The sequence below is a fragment of the Paenibacillus lycopersici genome (genome assembly GCF_010119935.1).
GTDB lineage: Bacteria > Bacillota > Bacilli > Paenibacillales > Paenibacillaceae > Paenibacillus_Z > Paenibacillus_Z lycopersici.
Genome location: NZ_CP048209.1, coordinates 6,667,560 through 6,693,888, shown reverse-complemented (window position 1 = coordinate 6,693,888; position 26,329 = coordinate 6,667,560). Strand labels below are relative to the sequence as shown.

General features: G+C 63.3%; 18 protein-coding genes. 10 read left to right on the top strand and 8 right to left on the bottom strand.

The window, feature by feature from the left end:
• Positions 1-207 precede the first annotated feature (207 nt).
• Complete coding sequence (locus GXP70_RS29250; RefSeq protein ID WP_162360189.1) at positions 208-1,986, top strand: methyl-accepting chemotaxis protein; 1,779 nt, start codon at positions 208-210, stop codon at positions 1,984-1,986.
• Between the two features lie 579 nt (positions 1,987-2,565).
• On the opposite strand, the gene GXP70_RS29245 is transcribed toward GXP70_RS29250, so the two are convergent.
• The 5 genes from GXP70_RS29245 to GXP70_RS29225 form a co-directional block, all read right to left on the bottom strand.
• Complete coding sequence (locus GXP70_RS29245) at positions 2,566-3,462, bottom strand: RNA polymerase sigma-70 factor (RefSeq protein WP_162360188.1); 897 nt, start codon at positions 3,460-3,462, stop codon at positions 2,566-2,568.
• Positions 3,463-3,514: 52 nt separating this feature from the next.
• Entirely contained in the window at positions 3,515-4,837 is a 1,323-nt protein-coding gene (locus GXP70_RS29240; protein ID WP_162360187.1) for an FAD-dependent oxidoreductase, read from the bottom strand.
• Positions 4,838-5,179: 342 nt separating this feature from the next.
• Positions 5,180-9,526, bottom strand: a complete 4,347-nt coding sequence (locus GXP70_RS29235) for a DUF7507 domain-containing protein (RefSeq protein ID WP_162360186.1) — start codon at positions 9,524-9,526, stop codon at positions 5,180-5,182.
• A 111-nt stretch (positions 9,527-9,637) separates the two neighbouring features.
• On the bottom strand, positions 9,638-10,774 hold the full coding sequence (gene dnaN, locus GXP70_RS29230; protein ID WP_162360185.1) for a DNA polymerase III subunit beta: 1,137 nt from the start codon (positions 10,772-10,774) through the stop codon (positions 9,638-9,640).
• A gap of 3 nt (positions 10,775-10,777) precedes the next feature.
• Complete coding sequence (locus GXP70_RS29225) at positions 10,778-11,035, bottom strand: CopG family ribbon-helix-helix protein (RefSeq protein ID WP_162360184.1); 258 nt, start codon at positions 11,033-11,035, stop codon at positions 10,778-10,780.
• 192 nt (positions 11,036-11,227) lie between these two features.
• On the opposite strand from GXP70_RS29225, the gene rlmN reads away from it, so the two are divergent.
• The 6 genes from rlmN to GXP70_RS29195 all read left to right on the top strand — a co-directional run bounded on the left by rlmN (position 11,228) and on the right by GXP70_RS29195 (position 20,585).
• Positions 11,228-12,289 (top strand): dual-specificity RNA methyltransferase RlmN, encoded by a 1,062-nt coding sequence (rlmN, locus tag GXP70_RS29220; RefSeq protein WP_162360183.1) that lies wholly within the window; start codon positions 11,228-11,230, stop codon positions 12,287-12,289.
• Between the two features lie 340 nt (positions 12,290-12,629).
• Complete coding sequence (gene greA / locus GXP70_RS29215; RefSeq protein ID WP_162360182.1) at positions 12,630-13,097, top strand: transcription elongation factor GreA; 468 nt, start codon at positions 12,630-12,632, stop codon at positions 13,095-13,097.
• Between the two features lie 714 nt (positions 13,098-13,811).
• Positions 13,812-15,002, top strand: a complete 1,191-nt coding sequence (locus GXP70_RS29210; protein WP_162360181.1) for a GntR family transcriptional regulator — start codon at positions 13,812-13,814, stop codon at positions 15,000-15,002.
• Positions 15,003-15,128: 126 nt separating this feature from the next.
• The gene (locus GXP70_RS29205) at positions 15,129-18,143 is read left to right on the top strand and encodes an alpha-mannosidase (protein ID WP_162360180.1); all 3,015 of its coding nucleotides are present in this window, start codon (positions 15,129-15,131) and stop codon (positions 18,141-18,143) included.
• A 769-nt stretch (positions 18,144-18,912) separates the two neighbouring features.
• Positions 18,913-20,376, top strand: a complete 1,464-nt coding sequence (locus GXP70_RS29200) for a DEAD/DEAH box helicase (RefSeq protein WP_162360179.1) — start codon at positions 18,913-18,915, stop codon at positions 20,374-20,376.
• Positions 20,376-20,585 carry a hypothetical protein gene (locus GXP70_RS29195; protein ID WP_162360178.1) on the top strand — a complete coding sequence of 70 codons (210 nt, stop codon included), beginning with the start codon at positions 20,376-20,378 and terminating at the stop codon, positions 20,583-20,585. The genes GXP70_RS29200 and GXP70_RS29195 overlap by 1 nt, the downstream gene beginning before the upstream one ends.
• Before the next feature lie 27 nt (positions 20,586-20,612).
• Here GXP70_RS29195 and GXP70_RS29190 read toward each other — a convergent pair whose 3' ends face one another.
• Positions 20,613-21,539, bottom strand: a complete 927-nt coding sequence (locus tag GXP70_RS29190) for an NAD(P)/FAD-dependent oxidoreductase (protein WP_162360177.1) — start codon at positions 21,537-21,539, stop codon at positions 20,613-20,615.
• 181 nt (positions 21,540-21,720) lie between these two features.
• Between GXP70_RS29190 and GXP70_RS29185 the strand changes: the two genes are divergently transcribed.
• Entirely contained in the window at positions 21,721-22,569 is an 849-nt protein-coding gene (locus GXP70_RS29185) for an MBL fold metallo-hydrolase (RefSeq protein ID WP_162360176.1), read from the top strand.
• A gap of 321 nt (positions 22,570-22,890) precedes the next feature.
• Positions 22,891-23,142, top strand: coding sequence for a hypothetical protein (locus GXP70_RS29180; RefSeq protein ID WP_162360175.1), 252 nt, complete (start codon positions 22,891-22,893; stop codon positions 23,140-23,142).
• Between the two features lie 86 nt (positions 23,143-23,228).
• On the opposite strand, the gene GXP70_RS29175 is transcribed toward GXP70_RS29180, so the two are convergent.
• Positions 23,229-24,062, bottom strand: coding sequence for a 1,4-dihydroxy-6-naphtoate synthase (locus GXP70_RS29175; RefSeq protein WP_162360174.1), 834 nt, complete (start codon positions 24,060-24,062; stop codon positions 23,229-23,231).
• Positions 24,063-24,066: 4 nt separating this feature from the next.
• Positions 24,067-24,927, bottom strand: coding sequence for a futalosine hydrolase (locus tag GXP70_RS29170; RefSeq protein WP_225442603.1), 861 nt, complete (start codon positions 24,925-24,927; stop codon positions 24,067-24,069).
• Positions 24,928-25,299: 372 nt separating this feature from the next.
• Between GXP70_RS29170 and GXP70_RS29165 the strand changes: the two genes are divergently transcribed.
• Positions 25,300-26,280, top strand: a complete 981-nt coding sequence (locus tag GXP70_RS29165) for a quinone oxidoreductase family protein (RefSeq protein ID WP_162360173.1) — start codon at positions 25,300-25,302, stop codon at positions 26,278-26,280.
• Positions 26,281-26,329: the final 49 nt, after the last annotated feature.

Sequence of the window (26,329 nt, the reverse complement as noted above, 5' to 3'; positions counted from 1 at the left end):
AATCGATTCCGTGCAATGCTCGGAGCAGCGCATAAACAGGGCTTGAACGGCGGGCGCATCGCGCCGCTGTCGGAAGATATTTCCGGCAGCGGCGGCGGTGCGCTTTTATTTTCTCTGCTATTTTCGACAAATTTTTCTTGTTCCCATTAACCAAATTCAGGTATGTTTAATGAGAATTGAATGATACCGGAGGTGCTTCACGCAACCATGTCAGCCGCAAAGCCCGAACAAACCCGATCATCCGTTAGTTATTTTCATTCCATTGCGTTCCGAATCTCGTCGATTGCCGGCACTTGCTTCTTGATCATATGCATCTTGCTTACGACGCTGTCGTACCGGCAGCAGAAGGCGCGGGTCGCGGACGAGCTCGTCGCGCTCGAAGGCATGTTCCACTCGCCGTTGATGCTCGAGATCGATGCGATCGAGACGTCGAAGGTGGAGCTGAAGAAGAATTGGGAAGCGTACAAATCGGTTCCGGCCGTGATGCAGCTGCAGGCGGAGATGGACCGCGCGATCGCCTCCGACCTGGTAGAGAACGCGTATCTGTTCTATCCCGATTGGATCGAGGAGGACGGCAAGCCGGCGCTGCTGAACCTGCTGTCCAACGCCAACCTGTACGAGGACGAGAAGCCCGCTGCCCCGTACGTTCCGCAGGCTGAGCTGCGCAAGGCGCTGCTGGAATCGGAGACGGCCGGCGTCGGCAGCACGGGCACCTACGAAGACGATATGGGCAAGTGGATCAGCGTCGTCAGCTCGATCAAGGACAAGCACGGCGAACTGGTCGCTTACGCGGGGATCGACTTTAATCACGCCTTCATCTCGAAGATGCTCGAGAAGGATCTGTACCGCAGCTCGCTGTACGGCTTGCTGGCGGCGCTTGCGGGGCTGGCCGTCATCGCGCTCACCGTGCGGCTGTACCTGCGGCCGCTCCACCGCATTAACGCGAGGGTGGAGGCGGCTGCGGACGGCGATCTCTCCGGCTCGCTCGCGCTCGGCACGCGCAGCGAGATCGGCCTGCTCGGGCAGCATTTCGATCATATGATCGGCAATTTGCGGGCGCTGATCGCGCATATCGCGGAGTCGTCGCAGCGGGTGACGAGCGCGTCGGAGACGCTGCAGGCGGGCGCGCATACGTCGGCGCAGTCCGCGCGCTCGATCACCGGCGCGATGGAACAGCTGTCCGGCCGCGCGGCCCGGCAGCATCACGGCACGCAAGAGAGCAGCCGGGCCATGGAGGAAATGGCCGCCGGCATCGGCCGGGTGGCGGAATCGGCCGGCTCCGCGTCGGATGCGTCCGGCATTGCCCGGCAGCGGGCCGACGAAGGCAATGCGCAGATGCAGAGCAGCATGGCGCAAATCGCGGGCGTGGTCACGACGGTCAAGCAGGCGGTCGGGGCGATGGAGCGCCTGCGCGCCATGTCGGAGGAGATCGGCTCCGTGACGCTGATGATTTCGTCGGTTACGCAGCAGACGAACCTGCTGGCGCTGAACGCATCGATCGAAGCGGTGCGGGCAGGCGAGCACGGCAGAGGCTTCGCCGTCGTATCCGGCGAAATCCGCAAGCTGGCGGAACAGTCCAAGCTGTCGGCCGAACGGATCTCCGACTTGATCGAGCGCGTCCAGCTGGAGACGCAGTCGGCGGTGTCGGCGATCGACCACGGCCTGGGCGAGGTAACGGCGATGGAGCGCGCGGCCGTGCAGACGGACGGCGCGTTCCGCGACCTGTCCGGCTCCGTGCAGCAGGTCGCCGACCAGATGCTGGACGTCTACTCGGTGTCCGAGCAGATGTCGGCGAGCGCGCAGCAGGTCTCGGCGTCCATCACCGAGCTGGCGGAGCTGTCGCGGCAGACGACGGAGCTGGCCGAGACGATCTCGGCGGCGGCCGGGGATCAGCAGGAGACCATGTCGCAAGTATCCCGGACGGCGGACGAGCTCGGCGGGATTTCGGGCGAGCTGCGGCAGGCGGTTGCCAGGTTCAAGGTGTAAGCGGTTGTTGAGTTCTGCGTGTTCTGCCGTCGTGGCGAGCGCGTGGCCAATGCGAGCATGAAGAAGGCGCCGGATCGTTGGATCCGGCGCCTTCTTCGGATTGTAGAGAACCCCCCAATTCGGCTATCGGGTGCATAAGCGCACCGGGATGATTCGAGCAGGCTCGCGACAACTTGAGCCCTGGAGCGCGGACAGATCCGGCAGCCGCTTCGCCGGCGTGGACTGCACTGCACGTACCGTTTTGACCGAGCCGCCTTCATGACGGCTCGGTCGCAGTACGTCCGGTGAAAGGGAGGGGGCGGACAGGAGATTCGTTATTCCCTTCATGATCGCGTCTTTTCGTGTGATGGCGGACAGGGGATTCGTTATATCCGCCGCTGAGCATGTTTTCAAATGCCCATTCGGGACATTAACGGATCCTGCGTCCGATCGCTCGCCCCGATAGTCTGATTGCGTCCGATTAACGGATCTTCTGTCCGCCAGACCTGGAGGAGGCCGATTCTTTCAACACCTGCGGCGTCGAAACTTTCTCGCCTTCTTGCAGGCGGGCCGCCTAGATGCCGGCCCGCCTTGCCGCTGTCAGTGCACGCCGGCAAGCTTATCCGGATTGACGACGATATAGATGGTCGCAATTCGGTCCTGCTCGATCCCGAACGTGAAGACGCTGCTTGCGCTCCCGCGCTCGAACGTAACGAGGCCGGGCTGCCCGCCCACGAGCGCGAGCCTGTAGGAGAAGCCGGGATCCAGCTTCTTCAACACGCCCGCGAAGAAGCTGACAATGCGCGCTGCGCCGGCGATCGGCCTGACGGCCGCGGACACTTTGCCGCCGCCGTCGGAGACGAGGGTCGCGTCGAGCGAGATCACGTTCAGCAGCTTGCCGACATCGCCGCTTGCCAGCGCCGCGGTGAACTGCTCCACCAGCTTCCGCTGGGCGGGCAGCTCCGCCGCCGGGCGCAAGGCCTGCTCGGCTTCGTCTCCCGGGTGGATGCTGCGCTTCGCGCGGTGGAAGATCTGGCGGCAGTTCTGACTGCTCTTGCCCGTGATCTCGGCAATCGCCTCATAGTCGAATTGCAGCGCCTCCCGCAGCAGGAACACGGTACGCTCCGTCCAGGACAGCTGCTGGAGCAGCAGCAGGTAAGCCGTCGAGACCGATTCCTGCCGGACGTACGCCTGGTAGGGGTCGCCGTCGCCGCCCGGCAGGTCCGCGACGATCGGCTCGGGCAGCCAGGGGCCAACGTAGACCTCGCGCTGTTTCTGCGCGGAGCGGAGCCGGTCCAGGCAGCGATTCGTGGCGATTTTGCACAGATAGGCTTTCGGGTTCGCGATATGGCCGGCGTCGACGCCCTGCAGGGCGAGGAACGCTTCCTGGACGATATCTTCGGCGTCCATAACGCTCCCGAGCATCCGGTAAGCGAGCGTGAAGAGAAGCGGCTTGTAAGACGCGTACGACTCTTCCGTAAACAGTGTGTTCGTCATCCGTTCTGATGCGCCTCCTTGTCGATGCTTACGTCGCGGCACGTCCGCGATGTTAGACCGGAATCGCCGCATCGGCAGCCGTCGGTTTGCGGATCAAGCCGGCCTTCGCGTCCTTGAGCAATTGGGCGACGGCCCGCTCCGCGCTCGCTGCCGCCGCGTCGGCGAGCATCTCGTCATGGCTCGCCCAGTCGCCGGCGACGTACAGGCCGCGGATTTCCGGCACGGCAGGCCCGGGGCTCGGATCCCGGCGGGCGATATGCGGGTAATCGTGCACGACCGTGATGCTCGGCAGGAATTGCTTGGCGGCGGTCAGCTGCTCCCAGCCGGGATGCAGCATATCCATCGTCCGCGTGAGCAGCTCCTCGTCGGCCTGCGGGCTCTGCTCGCCGGGAGCGTTGTACTTGATCAGATGCGTCACGATCGTTCCGTTGTCGCTCAGCTTCGCCGCCCGCGAATGGTTCGAGAAGAAGAGCGGCTGATCGAGCCCCATGACCAGATCGCGCCCCGGCGTCGGCAGGCGGCGAAGCGCAAGATCGAGGCAGGCCGCCGTTATCGGGCGGGCATCCTCCGTCCAGCGGCTCAGGGCGGTATTCGCCGCGCCCGCGACGAGACGGAAGCTGTCGCCCGGCGGCAGCGTACTGATGACGCTGTCCGCCGGGATCAGCTCGCCGCTGCCCGTCGACACGCCTCGAACGGCGCCGTTCTCATGCACGATAGCCTCTGCGCTTGCACGGGTTCTGATCGCAACGCCGCTTCGAACCGCCAGCGCCTGCAGCTGATCGATCAACGACTGCCAGCCGCCGTCCAAGTAGCGCACGCCGTCCTTCAGCGCCAGGCGCACCTGCCGCAGCACGGCCCGGGCCAGCTGATAATCGATGTCCCGGCCGTATGTCGCCGTCCGGCACAGGGAGTAGAACATATGGCGCGCCATGGGGTCGCGCACTTCCGCTTCGGCCCATTGCCGAAGCGAGACGTTGCCGAGCGCCGAGGGCTCGGCGGATCCGAGACGCATCAGCAGGCGCCCAAGCTCTATTTTACCCGAGAATCGGAACAGCTTGGAAGTCAACAGCCGGAACGGGTCGGCCGGCAGCGGGGCGAGCCCGTTCTTCCAGAGCGCCTCGCCTGCCGTCGAAGGCGTGCCTCCGTCCAGCTTAACCCCCAGCCGCTGCAAGTTTGCATAAGCAGCTCCCCCGCGATATAGCGCATGGCCCCCGAGATTCAGGCGCGCGCCGTTCTTATGAACCGAGATCCCCCGCCCTCCCGTATGCGCCGATCTTTCCAAAAGCACGACTTGCCTGCCGGCCTGCGCCGCTCCGATGGCCGCCAGAAGCCCCGCCAGTCCTCCGCCAATCACTACCGTTCCCGCTTGATGCATGGGAAACCGCCTCCTCGTATGCTGAAGTTACCTATAAGACGGGGAAGGTCCCGCGGCTGTGACAGACGGAGAGAAAAAAGGCGTCCCGCTCATTGCGGTTTGTCAAATATAACGCATGCCGTACTATTTCGCGGGTCGGCCCATATGATGAAGGGAAGCCTTTGGGCCGGGCACGCGGGATGCCGGTTCGGGGGCTTTTGGCGTCCTGCGGCAGGAATGGCTGCGCTCGAGGCGACAGAACGCCGAAAGGCCGCGCAGGCTAATGCCTGCGCGGCCTGGCAGCGAGCCATTCGTTCAGCGTTCCGGCCACGACCGCCTGCGGTCGCGCGTCAGGCCGCCGCGTTACTCTTCCTCGTCGGGAATGACCCTGACGGAAGCTTCGGCTTGTTTCGGCCCGGCATTGTCCGCTTCGCCGGTTACCGGGCTCGGAATGACGATTTCCTCGTCCGTGTCCGGCGTCCGGAACGGAACGCGCACGACGATCTCGGCTCCGATCGGGAAGACGTCCGTGACGTACACGAAGCGGAGCAGCGGCGCATGGAACCGGAAATGAATCAGGTCGACATTGCCGACGTTCCGGACCGTGATGGTGAAGAACACCGTTTCGCCGGCGTGCACGACCGGGCGGTCGACCGTTTCGTCGATCGTGAACGCCGGATTCGTGAACGTGACGACGGACGCCGACGCCTGCTCGAACGGCGTCTCGTTCGAGAAGGCCGTCGAGGTGCTGACGAAGGTCGTGCCGCCGACCGCATCGGGCGGAATCCGGAACGGTCTGACGAACGAGCGGGTTTCGCCCGGCGCAAGCGACGGAAACGCCGCGCTCAATGCCGTCCGGTCCTCGAATACGCGCACGTTGGTCAGCGTGAACGGCGACACGTTCGTGACGGTGACGGTGAAGTAGACGACGCTCCCGGGCTCCGCCACGGGCCGGTCGACGACCTCGGCGAGCCGCAGGAAGAAATGCGGCAGTCCGATGGTGACGTCCGCTTCGCTTGTCACGGGATCGGCCTGTGGCGACGTCGCGACGACGCGGTTATGGACCACAGTGCCCTGCGGGGTTCCCGGCGGCACGGCGTAGGGGAACGAGACGACGCCCGATTCGCCCGCCGCCAGCGCGGGAATGCGCAGTCTCGCGCCCGTCAGCGAATCGGCGACGATGATATCGGATGCCGTTGCTCCGCCGATATTGGTGACGCGCACGGTATAGATGACGGTGCTGCCCGGCTCGGCGATATTGCCGTCCGGCAGCTTCTCGGCCGTCAGCACGGTGCCCGCGAGCTCGACATAGACGACGACTTCCGCTTCGGCGCTCAACGGACCCGATTGGTCCGATCTGCAGGTAAACTCGTTGCGGATCACGGTGCCGTCCGGCACGGCAGGCACCGTGAACGGCAGATCGCGCTCGACGGTCTCCCCGCCGAGCAATACCGGAATCGTCTCCGCGTAGCCGAGCGTCGCGTCCGAGAGCAGCACGTTCGTCTGGGTCGCGGCCGACACGTTCGTCACGGACAACCGGTAGACGACGATCTCTCCCGTCATGGCGACGCCGCGGTCCGGCGTCTTCGCAATGGCAAGCGTCGTGCCGGCAACCGTTACGCTGGCTTCGACCTCGATCGTCCCGGCCTCCGGCGACGCGGCAATCAGCCGGTTGAGAATGACGGAGCCGGACAGCGTGCCGGGCGGCACCTCGTAAGTGACGGTTCGCGTCAGGATTTCTCCGACCGCAAGACCCGGTATAACCTCGTCGATGCCGATCAGCGAGTCCGTGATCCGGAACGGTCCGAGCGCAACGTTGCCCAGGTTGCCCAGCGTGATCCGGTACGCGATCGTCTCGCCCGGCGCCGCGCTCTGCCGGTCAAGAACCTTGGACACGCCCAGCTGCGGCGCGGGAAGCACAGTGACTTCCGCGCTTGCTTCCACGGGGCCGGTCTGGTCGGACACGGCCGTCGCGGTGTTGAAGTACCTTTTCGGCGGCGTCTCGAGCGGTATGAGGAACGGGAACGCGATCGGCACGCTCGCTCCGGGCGCAATGCCGGCAACCGTCTGATCCAGCGCGAGAACGGGGTCCGCGATGCGGACGTTGGTTAATGGGACCGATCCCGTGTTGACGGCGGTAATCGTGAACGTGACGGTCGTGCCCGGCCGCGCTTCCGCCTGATCGACCTCCTTGAACAGCGCCAGCGCAGGCACGGCAATGACCTCGACGACGACGCCGACCGTCAACGGCGGCAGCTGATCGGTCGCGACGGTCGCGATGTTGACGATCGTGGAGCCGATCGGCGCGTCTTCGGGGACGATGAACGGGAAGTCGGCCGTCACGGAGGCGCCCTGCTCGATCAGATCGACGGTCGTGTCGATGCCGAGCAGCTCATCCGTTATGCGCGCGTGCGTCAGGTTCGTCGTGCCGGTATTCTCGATAATCAGCGTGAACGTGACCAGCTCGCCCGGGCGGGCTTGCGTCTTGTCGGCGAGCTTGCGGAAGATCAGCGCGGGTACCCCGGCAACCAGAATGACGGCGTCCGCGTTGACCGGACCCGGCAGGTCGGCGGCCGTCGCGGTCACGACGTTGCGGAACGGGCCGTCCGGCGTGCCCGCCGGGATCGTGAACGGGAAGGACTGCTCGAACGTCTCGAGGATGTCCAGCAGCGGGATCGTGAAGCGAATGCCGAGCAGCGGATCGTCCACGAGCACGTTGGTCAGCGGAAGCGTTCCGGTATTGGTCGCTTCGATGGTATAAGTCACCCCCTCCCCCGGCGCGGCCGTCGCCCGGTCGGGGAATTTCAGCAGGCCGAGCGAGGCGACCGGCGTGCAGGCGCAGGCGACGATCGGCGTCTGGAAGAAAATGTCCCGCGACGGCGCGGTATAGTCCACCGTGCTGGAGGAAGCGGCCAAATGGGCAGGCTCCGTGAAGCGGACATACGTCTGTCCGTCGACATTGGTGTGCAGCTCGCTGCCGTTGGCGAACCGGTTGGACTGCAGCTCGTAGGCGAGCGAAATTGTCGTCGTGCCCGTGCTCGACAGGAGCCCCGGCGGCATGACGCCGAAATCGATGACGATCGCGCCATCGGCGCTGACGGTGCCGTCGTCGACGTCCGGCAGGAGCGGCGCCTTGGCGTAGACCGTGAAATCCGGATCGGCCGGGTCGACGATATCCGGCTGATTCGGCGATTTGAGCAGCAGCCCGTCGCGGATGCCCCGAATCCGGATGGAGCCGGGCGCGTAGGCGAACAAGGCCGTGTTGATCTGATCGTGAAGGACGACGCGGCTGCCCGCGGACAACCGGAAAATATCCTGCACGAGCGCGTTCAGCAAATCCGCGATTTGGGACTCGGGATCGCTCGTATCGGCTTCCCGGAAGAAGGATGGGGCGGAAACCCAGCTTTCCAGCAGCTGAATGACATTCTGCCTCGTGTACGGTCCGGGCGTCTGCGCGTCGATATTGATGCCGAGCGCGTAGAAGGACGCGTTGCCGTCGGCGGGATCCTTGAGCCTGGCGGAGACGGCACCGGCCCGGGCCGCGGCGAGCGCGATTTCCTCGAAGGTGGACGAGCGGTTGGAAATTTCGCCGACCAAGGTGGGCAGCGTCTGCCGGAGCTCGGTGAAGTAGCGCCATGCGATGCCGGGGGGGACCGGGAAGAACTGGGCGTCGGTATCGCCGGGCGCCGCGAGCGCATTCGGGAACGCCGGGTTAACGGAACGGTTCGCCTGACCGTCGGTGATCAGGATAACGTCCCGTCTCAGGATGTCGTCCGACTGGGCGAAGCCCGGCGTCTTGAACAACCGGTAGGCGGCCTGGATGCCTGCCTCCGTATTGGTGTCCTCCGAATAGGGAATGGCCCAGACCATATTCTGCAGAATGGAATTGTTCGCGTACCCGGCGTCGTTCATGCTGTAAGCCAATTCCGTCGGGGTCAACGGAATCCCGCTTGCAACGGATTTGATCTGGTTGTTGTTGTAGACGGCGTCGGCCGGGTCGTAGACGGACGCGATATAGTTGGACAGCACCGTGTCGGGCAGCGGATTTCCGGCATCGTCGTAAATGTCGCCGTATCTGATTTTGTAATAATTGTAGAAGTTGTACAGGCTCAGCTGGGCGCTGGCGGCGAGCGGGACGGATTGGGCCTCGAACGCCGTCAGGTCCGTGGCGCTGACGAAGGTTTGATTGCGGTAGCCGAGAATTTGGCCGATGTAATAGCCCGGCAAGGAGGAGCCGCGCTTCCAGGTGAACAGGGTGCCGAGGTAGTCGTACGCGAAGCCCGTCTGCGGCGCCTGGTTCGGAAGGAACGGCGCGCGGCCGTACGGCACGATCGTCACCGTGGTGTCGCGATTGACCGCCCACATCCGGATAATGGTCGAGATGATGGCCCGCTTCGCCTGCACGAATTTGGTGCTGGAATTGGTCATCATGCTCGAGGTCACGTCCAGCACGAACACGACGTCCAGCGGATGGTTCGGATAATACTGGAAGACCGCCGTCTTCGCGTCGATGTCCAGCGTGACGGTGGCCGTGCAGTCGCATTCTTCGGATTCTTCCAGCGTCGCGCCTTTGGAAATGCGAATCAGGTCGTTATAGGTCACGAAACCGCCCGCTCCATCGTTCAAACCGGCATCGAACAACAAGGACAGGCCCGAGCCGATCCAATAGCCGGGTTGCGCCGGATCGTCGGTCGGACGCACATTAACCATGTCATCACCCCTCTATCACAAGCTTCATAGTTAATCTATGTAAGGGCGAAAGCTGCCATGATCTGAATCGAATGGGTTTCGAACGGCGTATGGCCTGGCGTCTCGATTCGTTCACGTCGCATTGCCGGCCGTCCGGATCGGCGTGAGCGCGAACAGGGAGGCGGGCTCGTCCGCCGTCCGGATGACGATCGGCCTGAGCGGGCCAGAGAAGCGAAGCGTCACCGCGCTTCCTTCCGCGGCGCGCATGAAATCCCGCATATAGCTGCCGTTGAAGGTGATCGTCAGGGCACTGCCTTGCAAGGCTTGCACGGGCACCTGCTCCACGACGTCGCCGACGCCTTCCGTCCGCGCGGCGAGCGTCATCGACGAGCCGTCCGTGGCGAGCGTCACCGCGCGGGTTTCCCCGGCAAGCGCGGCGGTCCGCTCCAGCATGCGAAGGAAATCCGCCGCCGCCACGGTGACGGATGTCCCGCACTCCGGGTCGGAGAAGCGGCCGAGCGGCGGGTAGGCGCCTTCCAGCAGCGGGAGCTGCAGCCGCATGCCCGCCGTCTGAAACTGTACGCTGCTCGCCCCGAGCATCATGGCGGTGCTGCCTTCCTCCGTCAGCAGAGCGGCGAAATCCAGCCATGGTTTGGCCGGAATGACCGCCGCGCGGGCGGCGGGAGAGACCTCCCCGGAGCGGACCCATGCGATGCGCTGGGAGGAGAGGCGTACGCCGTCCGTGGCCGTCAAGGCAATGCCGTCGGAACGGACGCTGCAGCTAATGCCGGTTAGCACGGGGCGGGCATCGGAGCTTGCGGCCGCGAAGGCCAGCCGCCGAATCAGCGGCTTCAGCCGGGCGTTGGCGAATTCGAACGTCTGCGCCTGCCGCGGGGCAGCACTGTCCGGATAGTGTTCGGCTCCAGAGCCGCTTATCCGGTACAGCGCATTCCCTGCGCGGATCGCCAGCGTCGGGCCAGGGACGGTCTCGAGCATTACGCTGCCCGGCGGCAAGCAGCGGATGACGGGAACAAGGCAGCGCGAAGGAATGAGGATTCGCCCGTTCCGGTGAATGACGGCTTCGCCGGAAGCTTCGTCCAGCCGGGCCTCGACCGCAACGCCGCCGTTTCCGCTCTGAAGGGCGAAGCCGTCCGCCTCTGCGCGCAGGAGAATGTCGCCAGGGCCGGCTGCGGCCGGCTTGGCGGACAACGCGGGAGCCAGCCGCTGGAGCGCTGCGTGAAGGGCGGCTTGCGGCAGTTCGGCGCGCATCCCTCAGCCCTCCCCGGGCGGAGGCGCCGCCTGCAGATAGCCGCGGATGATCTCGCGCAGCAGCTCCGATTTGGAACAGCCCTGCCGCTCGCACAGCGCATCAAACTCGGCCCAGGACGCCTCCGGCAGCGTCAGGGATACCTTCCTCGTTACGCCGATCGCTTTGCGGCCCGCACCTTCGCGCGGGCCGCCTTTCGTAAACAGCATCGACAGCTGTCCTTCCCGGCCGGGATCGCCGAGCTTCAGGTTTTTGGACGACATATCGGGGCCTCCCTCGTTTGGAATTGTTCAATTGAATTAGGTAACCAAATTCAAAATTAATATACCATAACCATACCATGTCGTGCTTCGTTTGGCAAAACCTTCCCGCGCCCTTGTGTTCCCGGTTGAATTTTGGGAGAATGAACAGGACTGTAATTTTAGAAGCATGGCATGCGAAAAGAGGATCTGGAAATGAACAAGCCTTCCATATACGGATTGACGCTCGCGCAGCTGATCGTATGGCTGCAGGAGCATGGACATAAGAAATCGAGAGCGCTGCAGGCGTGGGACTGGCTGTACCGGAAGCGGGTGACGTCGTTCGAAGCGATGACGGACGTCAACGCCGAATGCCTCGCCTTGCTCGCGGAGCATTTCGCCATTGAAACGCTGGCCGAGCATACGAAGCAGGAATCGTCGGACGGCACGGTTAAATTCCTGTTCAGGCTGCAGGACGGCAACTTGATCGAAACGGTGCTTATGCGGCATAAATTCGGCTTGTCCGTCTGCGTGACGACGCAGGTCGGCTGCAATATCGGCTGCAGCTTCTGCGCCAGCGGGCTGCTCAGCAAGAGCCGGGACTTGTCAGCGGGCGAGATCTCGGAGCAGATCATGAAGGTGCAGCTGTACCTCGATGCTGCGGGCCAAGGCGAGCATGTCAGCCACGTCGTCGTCATGGGCATCGGCGAGCCGTTCGACAATTTCGAGAACCTCGTCGACTTCCTCGACGTGATCAAGGATCATAAGGGCCTGGCGATCGGGGCGAAGCACATCACCGTCTCGACCAGCGGCCTCGCGGACAAAATCGTCGCCTTCACCGACCGCGGCCTCGGCGTGAATCTCGCGATCTCGCTGCATGCGCCGAACAACGAGCTGCGCACGCGGATCATGAAGATCAACCGGGCGATTCCGATCGAGAAGCTGATGGACGCCATCGACTATTACATCAGCAAGAACAAGCGGCGCATTACGCTGGAGTATATTTTGCTGCGGGACGTGAACGACCGGGAGGAGCACGCGATCGAGCTGGCGGAGCTGATCGGAGACCGCCGTCCGAACGTCAACGTGAATCTCATTCCGTACAATCCCGTCGACGAGCACAGCCAGTATCAGCGGAGCGAGCAGTCGGCGATCCGCGGGTTCTACGACGCGCTGAAGAAGCGGAACGTCAGCGTCAGCGTCCGTCTGGAGCACGGCACGGACATCGACGCGGCCTGCGGCCAGCTGCGGAGCAAGCAGATGAAGGCGTCCGGCTGACGGGCCGCCGTTCAAACAGGAGAAGGGGCGGGTCGGAGGCGGCGGAGTTAGTCATTGCGGCAAGCCGCGCGCGGCCAAGAACTTGTAAACGGTACGGCCTCCGGTGGCTGTAGTCGGCGGGCGAAGGCAGCCGGACGGCAATCGTAAGGCAATCGTAAGGCAAGCGAAGGCACCTTATAAGGGCACCTTGCAATCAAGGTGCTTTTTTGCCGTCTGCTCTTATAGGGGCGATGGTTTTGGTCAATCCTATACAGGATGGAGCAATATTGACGTGGATCACGGACAAATGGCCTGAAATAAGGTAAAATAGAGTTATCTTATTGAAACGGGAGCGGGTAGTATGGCGAATGAACAAGTGATTTTGACCAAAGAAGGCTTCGATAAGCTGCAGGAGGAGCTGGACGATCTCAAGTACGTCAAACGCAAGGAGCTGGCGGCGCGGATCAAGCTGGCGATCAGCTACGGGGACTTGAAGGAGAACAGCGAGTACCATTCGGCGAAGGAAGATCAGGCGTTCATGGAGACGCGCATCATGGTGCTCGAGAAGATGCTCGCCACCGCGCGCGTCGTGGAAGGCGGCAATGCGGACAGCGTGGAGATCGGCGCTTCGGTCGTGCTGCACGACGTGGAGTTCGACGAGCGGATTCAGTACCAAATCGTAGCACCGGCCGAAGCGAACGTGGCGGAAAATAAAATTTCGTACGAGAGCCCGCTCGGCAAAGAGCTGATCGGCAAAAGCATCGGCGACCTCGTAAGCGTCAATGCGCCGATGGGCGTCATCGAGTACAAGCTGCTTGAAATCAAATAGGATGCCGATTGCGTCAACGGTTCACCGGGCGCGCGCTGCCTGTTCCTCATCGCGGAGGAGCGGGCGGCGCGCGCCCGTTCTATGTCGAGGGGATTTCATTTCTTTCCCGTCGCGGCTCCGCCTCATTCGGGTTTCGTCTGCCCGATTCGGATTCGTCTGCCAATCGGAGCTCCTTGGCTAATCAAAGCTTGACGGATAAGGGAAGCGCCCGAAGCCCCCCTGAATACTTTCGACCCTGGCTTCTCCCGAGGCTCGCTTCCGTTTCTCTTCCGGTTCCCTCGCGGCAGGCCCGTCCGTGTCCGGCTCTTTTCTTACGCTTACTCCTCTTACTCGTTCGCCATTCTTATCATTCTCTTCGTCTTCGCCACTGTCTCCGATATCACGATCTTCTTCGGATCTGTTACCCGTTCATCCTCCCGTATCCTCGTCCTCTGTCTCCGCCCCTTCGATTACTTGTCCGTACTCTGTCTCCGCCGCATTCTTTCCCAATCGTCCGGTTTTCTCTTCTCGTTTCATCCTTTCCATCTGTATTTTGCGATCATTTTCACGTTCATTCGCTCAAACCTGACATGCCCTCCCTCTTTTTCGCCATCGTTTACCCCCATTCTTCATCTTCCGACAATCCGCTTCGTCCCCTCGTGAAAATATGTATCCATGACTTGCAGTAATATGTTATATTGAATATGACTAATGAGGACGGGAGAAGATAGACGGATGAACATCGAACGGGAGCCGTTATATATACGGATCCAGAACCATTTTAAGGATGCGATCCGCGCGGGTAGGCTGCGGGAGGGCGAGAAGATCCCATCGGAAAAGATGCTGCTGGAGCAGTTCGACGTCAGCCGGATTACGGTTGCCAATGCGCTCGGAGAGCTGGCGCGGGAAGGGTGGATTAACCGCATACCGGGCCGGGGAACCTACGTGAAAGGGGTGCCGGACAGCGGCGAGAACGCTGCGGAAGCCGGCTTTGCAGAGCTTGTGCCGGCGGAACCGGAGCGAGAACGGGAGCCGATGCCGCAAGCGGCGCCCGCCCGGGGCGTTCGGCCGAGAATCGGGCTCGTCGTTCCGTTCATCGGCGATTACTTCGCCATTCGCCTGCTGTCCGGTCTGCAGGACGCGGTGCACCAGGCGGGCTACTCGCTGCTCGCGATGTTCACGTTCAATGACAAGGAACGGGAACGGGAGTTGATTCGCGAGCTGCGGGATACGGTGGAAGGACTCGTCATTTTCCCCGCGGACGCGGCCGTGTACAATGAGGAGATCATTGCGCTGCGAATGAACGGCTACCCGTTCGTGCTCATCGACCGGTACATGCCCGGCGTCGAGACGAATGCGGTGCATACGGACGGGGCGCTCGCCTCTAGACTGGCCGTCGACCATCTGTGGGAGCTGGGACACCGGAATATCGCGATCTGCACGGATACGCCGGTCTCGACGGTGTCGGTCGACGAGCGGATCAACGGGTATATGAACGCGCTGAAGGCGAAGGGCGCCTTGATCAATCCGGCGTTGATACTGACGGATTTCAGCATGGCGCAGGCGGAAGCCGATCCCGGGCACCGGCTCGCCAGAACGATCAGGGAGCGCGCGGCGACGGCCTACATCGCGCTGAACAGCACGCTTGCCCTGCATATCGCCGCTCTTGCCAAGTCGGCAGGCCTCGAGGTGCCGAGGGATATGTCCATCGTGTCGTTCGACAACCCGAGCCGGGGGCTGCTGGAGGAGCCCGGCACGTATACGTATGTCGATCAGAACGAAAGCGGCCTTGGCCGCAAAGCCGGCGATTTGATGCTGGAGGTCTTGCGCGCGAAGGCGAAAGGGGAGGCGCTCTACCGCCGGATCGTGCTCGTGCCGGAGCTGGTGGCGAGGGAGACGACGGCGGCGGTCCCGATAGTCGAATAAGAGTCGTTCGAAGATGCACTCGGGCAGGAGTGCGTTTTTATTTTCAGAAAACAATTGATCTATTAGACATATATAATATAATATTATGACATATACAACTTGGTTAAGGGATGGTGACACTACTTAATGCCGCATACACCGATTAAAATGGATCTCCTCCGCAGAACGCTGCATGGGATCGAGTCGCGTATCTATACGAAGGTTGCGTCGCTCGCCATGACGGCCTACGCCACGAAGGAACCGGTCGTCTTCGCGGAACGCAAGTCCGGCGAACGCTTGGAACTGCAGCCTGGAGACCAATGGGGCGAACGCTGGGACTGCGCCTGGTTCCATTTCAGCGGCCGGGTACCGGAATCCGCGGCAGGGCAGAAAGTCGTGCTGCTGCTCGACGTGAACGGCGAGCTATGTATTTTCGATGAGGAAGGAACGCCGCTGCAAGGCTTGACGAATGTCAATTCGGAGTTCGACTTGACGCTCGGGCTGCCGGGCAAGCGCGTCTTCGGAGTCGCGGACAGCGCCGCGGGCGGAGAAGTCATTGATCTGTGGGGCGATGCCGGCAATAACGACCTGTTCGGCTACTTCCGCAGCGGGACGGTGAAGGAAGCGGACATCGCGATCTGCCACGAGGAGATTCGTCAGCTGTATTACGACTACGAAGTGCTGCTCGATTACGTCGAGCATATCGAAGACAAGTCGGCGCGGACGGCGCGCATTACGCAAGCGCTGTACGACGTCCACCTGCTGCTGCGCTATCCGTCGGACGAGACGGTCGCCGATGCGCGCCGTCTGCTGGGGGCGGAGCTGGCGAAACGGGGCGGCGACCCGACGATGACGGCGAGCGCGATCGGCCACGCCCATATCGACCTGGCTTGGCTGTGGCCGATCCGGGAAACGTACCGCAAGGGCGCCCGGACGTTCGCGACCGCGCTCCGCATGATGGAGAAGTACCCGGACTACGTGTTCGGCGCGAGCCAGCCGCAGCTGTATCAATGGGTGAAGGAGCAGCATCCGAAGCTGTACGCGCAGATTAAGCAGCGCGTGGCGGAAGGCCGCTGGGAAGTGCAGGGCGCGATGTGGGTCGAGCCGGATTCCAACATCGCCGGCGGCGAAGCGCTCGTCCGTCAAATCCTGCTCGGCAAGCGTTTCTTCAAGGAGGAGTTCGGACTGGACATGCGCATGCTGTGGGTGCCGGATATTTTCGGCTACACCGCCAGCCTGCCGCAATTGCTGAAGCTGTCCGGCGTCGACTATGTCATGACGCAGAAGCTGTCGTGGAGCATCCACAACGACCATCCGCATCATACGTTCTTCTGGGAAGGGATCGACGGCAGCCGCGTGCTGACGCACCTGCCGCCGGAGGATACGTACAACGGCCCGGCGCTGCCGCGGTCGATTCTGAAAGCGGAACGGGATTATTACGATAAGAACGTCTCCGACCACTGTCTCGTCGTCTTCGGCATCGGGGACGGCGGCGGCGGCCCGGGCGAGGAGCATCTGGAACGGCTGGCGCGGGTGAAGAACCTGCAAGGCCTCATTCCCGTGAAACAGGAGCCGGCCATCGACTTCTTCGAGAAGCTGAACGCGAACCGGAGCCGGTACAAGACGTGGAAAGGCGAGCTGTATCTGGAGAAGCATCAGGGCACGCTGACGAGCCAGGCGCGCAACAAGCGCTTCAACCGCAAGCTGGAGAAGGCGCTGCGCGAGCTGGAATTCGCGGCGTCGCTCGCTTTTGCGGCCGGCACGGGGGGCTATCCGGCGGAGGAGCTGGACCGGATCTGGAAGGAAGTGCTGCTCTACCAGTTCCACGATATTTTGCCGGGCTCGTCGATTACGCGCGTGTTCGACGAATCGCTGGCGCGGTACGAGGCGCTGCTCGGACGCGTGAACGAGCTGACGGCGAAAGCCTACGAAGAAGCGGCGTCGGCGATTGGCGCATCCGGTTCGGAGCGCACGGCAGTGCTGTTCAACTCGCTGCCGTGGGCGCGCAAGGAATGGCTGGACGCGGGGGGCGGCGCCTGGCGCGAGGTCGACGTGCCGGCCATGGGCTACGCCGTGGTGGACGCGGCGCCGGAAGCGCTCCCGGCCTTCGAGCTGCAAGCGTCGGGCGACAGCCTGGAGAACGAGCTGGTCCGCGTGACGTTCCTGTCCGACGGCAGCATCGGCTCCGTCTTCGACAAGGCGCTCGGCCGCGAAGTGCTGGCTCCGGGCGAGCGCGCCAACGTGCTGGCGGTGTACAAGGACGACGGCGACGCGTGGGACTTCCCGGAAGATTACGCGGCTGCGGGCTTCGAGCAGATGAAGCTGACCGCCGTGAATGCGTTACTCGAAGGACCGCAAGCGGTCGTGGAGCAGCGGTACGCGTACGGCAAGTCGACGCTGACTCAGCGCATCTCGCTGACGGCGGGCGGCAAGCAGCTGACATTCGCGACGAACGCGGACTGGCAGGAAGACGGCCGCATGCTGCGCGCGATCTTCCCGCTGAACGTATACACGGACGCGGCGGCCTGCGAAATCCAGTTCGGCCACTTGAAGCGTCCGACGCATCGCAACACGATGTGGGACTACGCGAAGGACGAGATCGCGGCGCATCAATGGATCGATCTGTCGCAGCCGGACTTCGGCGCCGCGATCCTGAACGACTGCAAATACGGATACAGCGCGAACGGGCACACGATCAGCGTCCACCTGCTGCGCAGCCCGTCGTTCCCGGATCCGGTATGCGACCGCGCGGAGCATCAGTTCAATTATGCGCTGCTGCCGCATGAAGGAGACTTCATCGCCGCCGAGGTGTACAAGGCGGGTTACGCATTCAACACGCCGATTGCCGTCGTCGAAGCGGCCGGCTCGCGTTCCGGCACGTTGCCGGCGGATCGCTTCACGGCGATCGCGCTCGAAGGCGACGGCGTCATGATCGAAGCGGTGAAGAAGGCGGAAGACGAGGATGCGCTGATCGTGCGCTTGTATGAAACGTCGGGCGGCAATGCATCGGTTCGGCTGCGCGTCAACCTGCCGCATGCGTCGGTCTCGCTGGCCGACCTGATGGAGCAGAAGACGGAAACGCTGTCCGCGCAGGCGGTAGAGAGCGGCTACGGACTGCAGTTTGCGCCGTTCGAGATCAAGACGGTGAAGATCATGCTGTAATATTAATGTTGCGAGCGGTGCTCGTTTGGCTCCGGCCCCCAAGGGGGCGGGGGCCTTATTTGCGTTTTGGGCGCGGTGGGAGTGTGAGGTAGGGAGGGGGGCTGTGAGGAAAAGCTGCCTACGGGCAGGAATTTCGAGGCTGTAGCGGGTGGAATGGGCAAAAAAGCTGTCGTGGGCAGGAATTCTGGGCTGGGGTGAGCGGGAAAGGTGGAAAAGCTGCCTGTGGGCAGAAATTCGGAGCCGTGGAGGGCAGAAAGGGTAGGAAAGTTGCTTTTTGGACAGAAATTCGGAGCCGTGGAGGGCAGAAAGGGTAGGAAAGTTGCTTTTTGGGCAGGAATTCGGAGCCGTGGAGGGCAGAAAGGGCGGGAAAGTTGCTTTTTGGGCAGAAATTCGGAGCCGTGGAGGGCAGAAAGGGTAGGAAAGTTGCTTTTTGGGCAGGAATTCGGAGCCGTGGAGGGCAGAAAGGGTAGGAAAGTTGCTTTTTGGGCAGGAATTCGGAGCCGTGGAGGGCAGAAAGGGCGGGAAAGTTGCTTTTTGGGCAGGAATTCGGAACCGTGGAGGGCAGAAAGGGCGGGAAAGTTGCTTTTTGGGCAGGAATTCGGGGCCGTGGAAACAGAAAGAGCGATAAAGTTGCTTTTTAAGCAGGAGCTTGGGGCATAGCGGGCGGGGTATACATAGCCCCGCTCGAGTGCGCAGGCCGAGCGTCCGGCGATCGGATGGGGTATACTGGGTGCATAGATGGAATGAGCGCGAAGGAGATTGGCGGCATATGGCGTTGGAGGAACAAGGGCAAGGCAATGATTTTGGAGATTTCGGGCTTGGCGAGGACATTGTGCGCGCCGTCGGCAGCCTTGGCTACGAGCAGCCGACCCCGGTGCAGCGGGAAGTGATTCCGCAGGTGCTGGCGCATCGGGATTGCGCCGTCCGCGCCCAGACGGGGAGCGGGAAGACGGCGGCGTTCGGCATTCCGGTCTGCGAACTGATCGATTGGGCGGAGAACCGCCCGCAGGCGCTCGTCCTGACGCCGACGCGGGAGCTGGCCGGGCAGGTGAAGGAGGACTTCATCAACATCGGCCGGTTCAAGCGAATCAAGGCGGTCGCCATCTACGGACAGCAGCCGTTCGCCGCGCAGAAAACCGAGCTGAAGCAGAAGGTCCATGTCGTCGCGGGCACGCCGGGCCGCGTGCTGGATCATATCCGGCGCGGCACGCTGAACGCGGAGCGGATTCGTTTTCTCGTCATCGACGAGGCCGACGAGATGCTGAACCGCGGGTTCATCGAGCAGGTGGAGGCGATCATCGAGGCGCTGCCGAAGGAGCGGGTGACGCTGCTGTTCTCCGCGACGCTGCCGGAGGACGTGGACCGGCTGTGCCGGACGCATTTGCGCCGGCCGCTCCATATCGAGATCGCGTCGCAAGGCGTGGCGGTCGAGCGGATCGCGCACAAGCTCTACAGCGTGGCGGATGCGGATAAGCCGGCGCTGCTCAAGGCGGTGACGGTGACGGAGAATCCGGACAGCTGCATCGTCTTCTGCTCGACGAAGGAGGCCGTCGACGAGGTTTGCCGCGAGCTGCGCCGCAGCGGGTATCCGTGCGATAAAATCCACGGCGGCATGGAGCAGGACGACCGGTTCGAGGCGATGCACGCTTTTCGGCGAAGGGAGTTCCGGTATCTCGTGGCGACGGACCTGGCGGCGCGAGGCATCGATATCGAGCATGTCACGCATGTCGTCAATTTCGACCTGCCGATGGACAGCGAGAAGTTCGTGCACCGCATCGGGCGCACGGCTCGCGCGGGTCTGACCGGCGAAGCGATCACGTTCGCGGCGCCGCAGGAGGAACGGCGGCTTGCGGAGATCGAACGGTACCTCGGCTTCGGGCTGCCCCGATGCGAAGCGCCGTCAGCCGCAGCCGTCGAAGCCGCGCGCGGCGCCTTCGAGCGGAAGCTGGGGATGAACGAGGCGCCGCGGCCGGACAAGCGGGAGCTGCTCAGCGAGAACATCATGAAGCTGTATTTCAACGGGGGCAAGAAAAAGAAACTGCGCGCCGTCGATTTCGTCGGCACGATCGCCAAGCTGGAGGGCATGACGGCGGCGGACATCGGAATCATCGCCATGCAGGACAACGCGACGTTCGTGGATATTCTGAACGGCAAAGGCCCGCTCGTCCTGCGCGCCATGAAGACGACGACGATCAAAGGCAAGCTGTTGAAGGTACATGAAGCGAAGAAGTGATGAAGGCAACCGGATATAGAAGCGGCCGAAATACGGGCATCGGGTTGTACGTCGTCAGCGAGGCGAAGAGCGTCATCCCTGTACGGCGCGGCAGCACCAAGACGAACGATCTCCTCATACACATACGAGCAGCAAGCGGCCTGTACTGCGATGTCGAGGTTACTGCGGCGGGCACGACGCTGTCGAATGCGCGGCATGGCCGCGGCTAAGGCGAGATCGCCCGCTCCGCAGCGGCATTACCGCTGCGCCGCCTGCATCTCCCGCAGCGCCTTGTGAATCCAGATCGCCGCCTGCGCGCCGTCGCCCATGGCAATGGCGGCCTGCTCGGAATGGTAGGCGATATCGCCGGCAGCCCACATACCCTGCACGCTCGTCATTCGGGTGCGCGGATCGGTCCACACATGCCGATTCTCGTGCAGGCGCGCGCCAAGCTGCTCGGCCAGCCGCGAGCGGACCTCGTTGCCGCCGAAGGCGACGAATGCCCGCTCGGCCGACATTGTCGTGCCGTCGGTAAGGACGACGCCCGTCAGCATGCAGCCGTCCTCGACGACGAGGGACTGCACCGGCGCGGCCAGATGCGGAATGCCGGCGGTATCCAGCTGCTCCGCAAGCTCCGGGCTGAGGGGATGCGTCGCTGTCTCCTGGCGCACATAGTACAGCCGGTCCGTCCAGGCCCGCAGCGTCAGCGCCATGCGCGCGCCGACGTCGCCCGCGCCGAGAACGAGCGTCCGGCGGCCTTTGATTTCATAGCCGTCGCAGTCCGGGCATACGTAGACGCTGATACCTAGGCAGGCGCGCAGCCCGGGCCAATCCGGAAGGCGGTCCATGACGCCCGTGGACAGCAGCACCGTGCGCGCCGCGTAATTCTCGCCGCCGGCGCCTTGCAGGCGAAAGCCGCCCTGCGCGAGCGGCCCGGCCTCCGCGACGGTGTCGCGCTTTATGGCGATGCCGTACGTTTGGAGCTGTTGGCGCCCCGCCTGCCGGAGCGTCTCGCCGGACACGCCGTCCGGATAGCCGAGCAGGTTGCGGTAGCTGCGGCATAAGCCGGAACGGCCGTCCTCGGAATCGATGACGAGCACGCTGTGCGCGGCATACCGCCCGAGCTGAATCGCCGCTTGCAGGCCGGCAAGGCCGCCGCCGACAATGATGCAGTCATAAGTCATGAAGCAGGCTCCTTTATCTGATGGAAGATACATGTAGTTTGGCGCAGACGGTCCGTTCTATGTATGTCGGCGGTATGTCGGCGCAGTCGGGCGGGGCAACCGGGTTTGTACGGGAAGGACAGCGCCGCTTCCACGGCGAACAAGAATTAGGAGCATTCGAAACTTGGAGGCATGAGCAACGATGATCATACTGCAAGAAGGCGCGTTGACGATTTTCGAAAGCGCCCTCTACAAAACAACCTCTACCGTCATCCAGACGGAAGACGCCGTGCTGGTCGTCGACCCGTGCTGGCTGCCCGGCGAGGTGGAGGAAATCCGGCGGTACGCGAATGAAGCGGCCGCTGGCGGCAAGCACAAATATGTGCTTTTCACGCACTCGGACTTTGACCATATTCTCGGATACGGCGCTTTTCCGGATGCGGAAATCATCGCGTCAGCCGCGTTGGCGGGCAAAAGCGAAGAAGCGCGGGCGGCCGTCGTGGAGCAAATTCGCGCGTTCGACGATGATTATTATCTGGAGCGGAACTACACGATGCGTTATCCGAGCGTTACGCATGCGGTCGCCCATGACGGACAGCAGCTGGCGCTCGGGGCATCGGAATCGCTGCGGCTGACCTTCTACTTATCGCCTGGCCATAATGACGACGGCCTCTTCACGGTCGTTGAGCCTCTCGGTCTGCTGCTGGCAGGCGATTACTGGTCGGATGTGGAATTCCCATACATCTATCACAGCAGCACGCTCTACGAGACTTCGCTCGTCAAGCTCGATACGATGCTGTCGCGACATAACGTGATGCGGCTCATTCCCGGTCATGGCGCGTCTACGACCGACCGCGCGGAAATCATGCGGCGCCAAATCGCAAGCTTGGCATACATCGCGGCGATGCGGACGGCCGTCCGGGCAGCCGACCAGCAGGCGGTCGACGAACTGATCGAGGGCTGCCGATACCCGCGCAATATGCGAAAATTCCATCGGGCGAACCAGACGTTGTTCGAGCGCGAGCTGGGCGTTGGGCAGCAGGAAGGCTAGAAAGGCGGGCGCGATGGGATCGGGGAGAACGGCGGGGCAAGGTTGAAAAATGAGGTTGACAGCCATCGCGCGCCGTCGCATCGCGCGCGGGGAGCTGCGCGTGAGTGCCGAAATGATTGCTGGAGCTCTTTCCGTCCCTTGAAGGCGGAAGAAGCTTCCGCTCGCTTCATGCCCGCACGGCTCAGCGCGTTGGGCGGTTTGACCGAGTTATTGTGAAAGCGGATACATTATAACCGAGACGATGACGGAATACGAGCGCGGGATGCGATCGGCCGGCTGCATGCTGCATGACGCGCAACGCTTCCGAACGGAGGGATTGGATTGAGAAGGTTAACGGTCGAAGGGGCGTACCGGGTCGAAGCGAACGGCAATCGCACGCTGGGGCATATCCGGATCTCGCATGCGGACAAGCGGCTGCTGCTGATGCGCTGGACCGACGAGATCGCCGGCGTCCAAGGGGCGAACCATTATCTGCTTGGCTTCCCGGCCTTCTCCCTGGAGGCGTACAAAGGCTGGCTCCCGGCCATCGCCGGGCTGCTCGGCGATTTCGATTCTACGGGCGTAGGGCAATAGAGACCTGCCCGGCAGCGAGCAGCCCAAAAAGCCGTCGATGGTACGACGGCTTTTTGGGCTGGTATTCAGACGCGCCCGGCTGAGGCTTACGCGCGCAGCTTGGCGAGATCGAACTGCGGGACGAGCCCTTCCTTCATCGCGCGGCCGAGCAGCGATTCGATCGCCGCGTAGCCGCTGGCGCCGAGATTGGCGCTGAATTCGTTGACATAGAGCGCGATGTGCTGCTTCGCGACGTCGGGGGACATTTCCTGCGCGTGCTCCATCACGTAGGCATGGGACTTTTCCGGATGGGCCCAGGCGTATTCGACGGATGCGCGGATCCAGTTCGTCAGCGAAGCGGCGTCCAGGGAGCGGCGGGCGATAATGGCGCCGAGCGGTATCGGCAGGCCGGTATCGGACTCCCACCAGCTGCCGAGGTCGGTTTGCAGGCTCAGCCCGTAGTTCTGGTACGTGAAGCGGGCTTCGTGAATGACGAGTCCGGCGTCGATCGCGCCGTCCCGCACAGCGGGCATGATTTCATGGAACGGCATGACGACGATGTCGAGATTGCCGCCCGGAATGTTTTGCGCCGCCCAGAGGCGGAAGAGCAGGTAGGCAGTCGACCGCTCGCTTGGCACGGCAACGCGTTTGCCCGCAAGCTCGGCGGGGCCGGCGATGCGGTCCTTGGTCAGCACGAGCGGGCCGCAGCCGCGCCCTAGCGCGCCGCCGCTTGGCAGCAGGGCGTAGTCGTCAAGCACCCATGGCAGGGCGGCGTACGAAATCTTGAGCACTTCCGGCCCTTCGCCGGCAGCGGCCCAATTGTTCGTGATGTCGATATCGGCATAGGTCACTTCGAATTCCGGCGCGCCGGGCACGAGGCCGTGGACGAGCGCGTGGAAGACGAACGTATCGTTCGGACAAGGGGAAAATGCGATTTTCATCGGATCAGAGCACCTCTTTCAAAATCTGACTTGCGCGTTCCAGCGCCTGCAGCGCCTCGCCGATCCGCCAAGCGGCCCGGTCGCGCGGGCCGACGGCGTTGGAGATCGCCCGCAGTTCCAGCGCGGGCAGGCCGAATTGCTTCGCGGCCGTCGCCACGCCGAAGCCTTCCATGGCTTCGGCCGCTGCGCCCGGCACGCGCCGTTCATGCTCCGCGGCGGTGGCGGCCGTGCCCGTCGCGGTTGTAACGGTGAGCACAGGTCCCGTGCTTACCGGCAGTCCGGCCGCGGCGATGCCTGCGGCCAAGGCGCCCGCGAGGCGGGCGTCGACCCCGATGCGGGACGAGCCGAAGCCGAGCTCGTCCACGCTGAGGAAGCCGTCTTGCGACTCGGCGCCGAGGTCGGCGGCGATGATCTCGCCGGCCACGACGAGCGAGCCGACGGCCGCGCGGCCCGGGAAGCCGCCGGCGATGCCGGCGCTGATGACGAGCGCGTAGCCCGCATCGGATCCGGCATCGGGCACGGCGGAAGAAGCGAGCCCGGCGGCTTCCAAGCCGGAGAACTCCGCGCTGCCCAGTGGCCCTTCCTCGGCCGGGCGGCCGCCCGCGTCCTCGGCGGTGCCTGCGGCGACAGCGGTGCCTGCGGCGATTGTGGCATCGGCGCCGGCTTCGATGCCGATGCCGGCCGCTCGCCCGCCCGCCGCCAGTGCAAGCGCGGTGCCCGCAGCGGCGGCCGCCGGGCCTGCGCCCGCAGCAACGGCATGGAACCGTCCGTCGCCGCCAAGCCCGCGCAGCACGGCATCGCGTTCCGCTTCGACCGCGGTGACGATCAGCACGCGTCCGCGAATCATTGGTTGCTTATCATCCATGATGAAGTCTCCTTACTTGGAAAGAAATGGTGAAGGACAAGAGCTATGAATAGGCCTGCGGGCTTTACGTCGGCTTCCAAGCCGGAGAACGCTATAGAATAGCGAGTAACTATACTACTTGTACTTTATTATTGTAGCGTTGTCCGGAAAGACATTCAACTTCAGCCTGTCCGGCCCGCAGCGCGCGGGCGGAGCTGTCTCGCGCGCCGCTTGGCTGGTAGTTTTGGAGAAAAGCCGCTTAACTATTCGGACGGCTACTCGTCGGCCATGCGGACATCGAAGCCGGCTTCGAAATTCAAGCCGGCCGAGTCGGCGTTCCTTTGGCCTGAATCGGGCAGACTAGCGAGAGATGCGAAGGGAAGGTGGCATATAATGAAAGCATTGGTTTTCCGCCGATTCGGCGGACCGGAGGTGCTGGCGGTGGAGGAGGTCGCCGATCCGGTGCTTGCGCCCGGAACCGTCAAAGTGCGCATGCGGGCCATCGGGCTCAATTACGCCGACGTGTATCGGCGCCGCGGCAATTATCACCTGGCCGGCGAACCGCCTTATATTCTCGGCTACGAGGGAGCCGGAGTCGTAGAAGAGGCGGCGCCTGACGTGCAGGGGGTGCAAGCCGGCGATCGCGTCGGCTTCGCGGATGTGCCGCACGCGAACGCGGAGCTTGTGATCGCCCCCGCGGACAAGCTCGTGCCGCTGCCGGACGGCATCAGCTTCGAGACCGCGGCCGCAATTCTGCTGCAAGGACTGACCGCCCATTACTTGACGAACGACAGCTATGCCGTTCGTCCGGGCGACCGGGTGCTCGTTCATGCCGCTGCCGGCGGCGTCGGGCAGCTGCTCATTCAGCTGTGCAAAGCCAAAGGAGCTGCGGTGCTCGGCTTGACGTCGAGCCAGGCGAAGCGCTCGTCCGCCTTGACTGCCGGCGCGGACGAGGTGCTGATGTACGGCGGCGGCTGGGTCGATGCCTGCCTGCGCTGGTCGGCGGACCGGGAGGGCGGCGTTCACGGCATGGACGTGGCCTATGATTCCGTCGGCGTTACGCTGCCGGACAGCTTCAAAGCGGTGCGTACGCGGGGAACGGTCGTATTCTACGGGATGGCCGGTGGCGATCCGCCATTGATCGATCCGCGGATGCTGATGGATACGAGCAAGACGCTCACCGGCGGCGATCTGTGGAATCACGTCACGACGGCGGAAGATCGGCTGCGGCGGTCGCAAGCCTTGTTCGATGAAATATTGGCGGGAAGGCTGCGGCTGGAGGCGCCCCGGCTCTATCCGCTTGCGGTCGGCGCGGACGCGCACCGGTTCATCGAGAGCCGTCAGAGCACGGGCAAGATATTGCTGATGCCGTAACCGTTTTGAGCGCAGCGGCGCGGCTATGGTACAATGGGACGAAATCAAC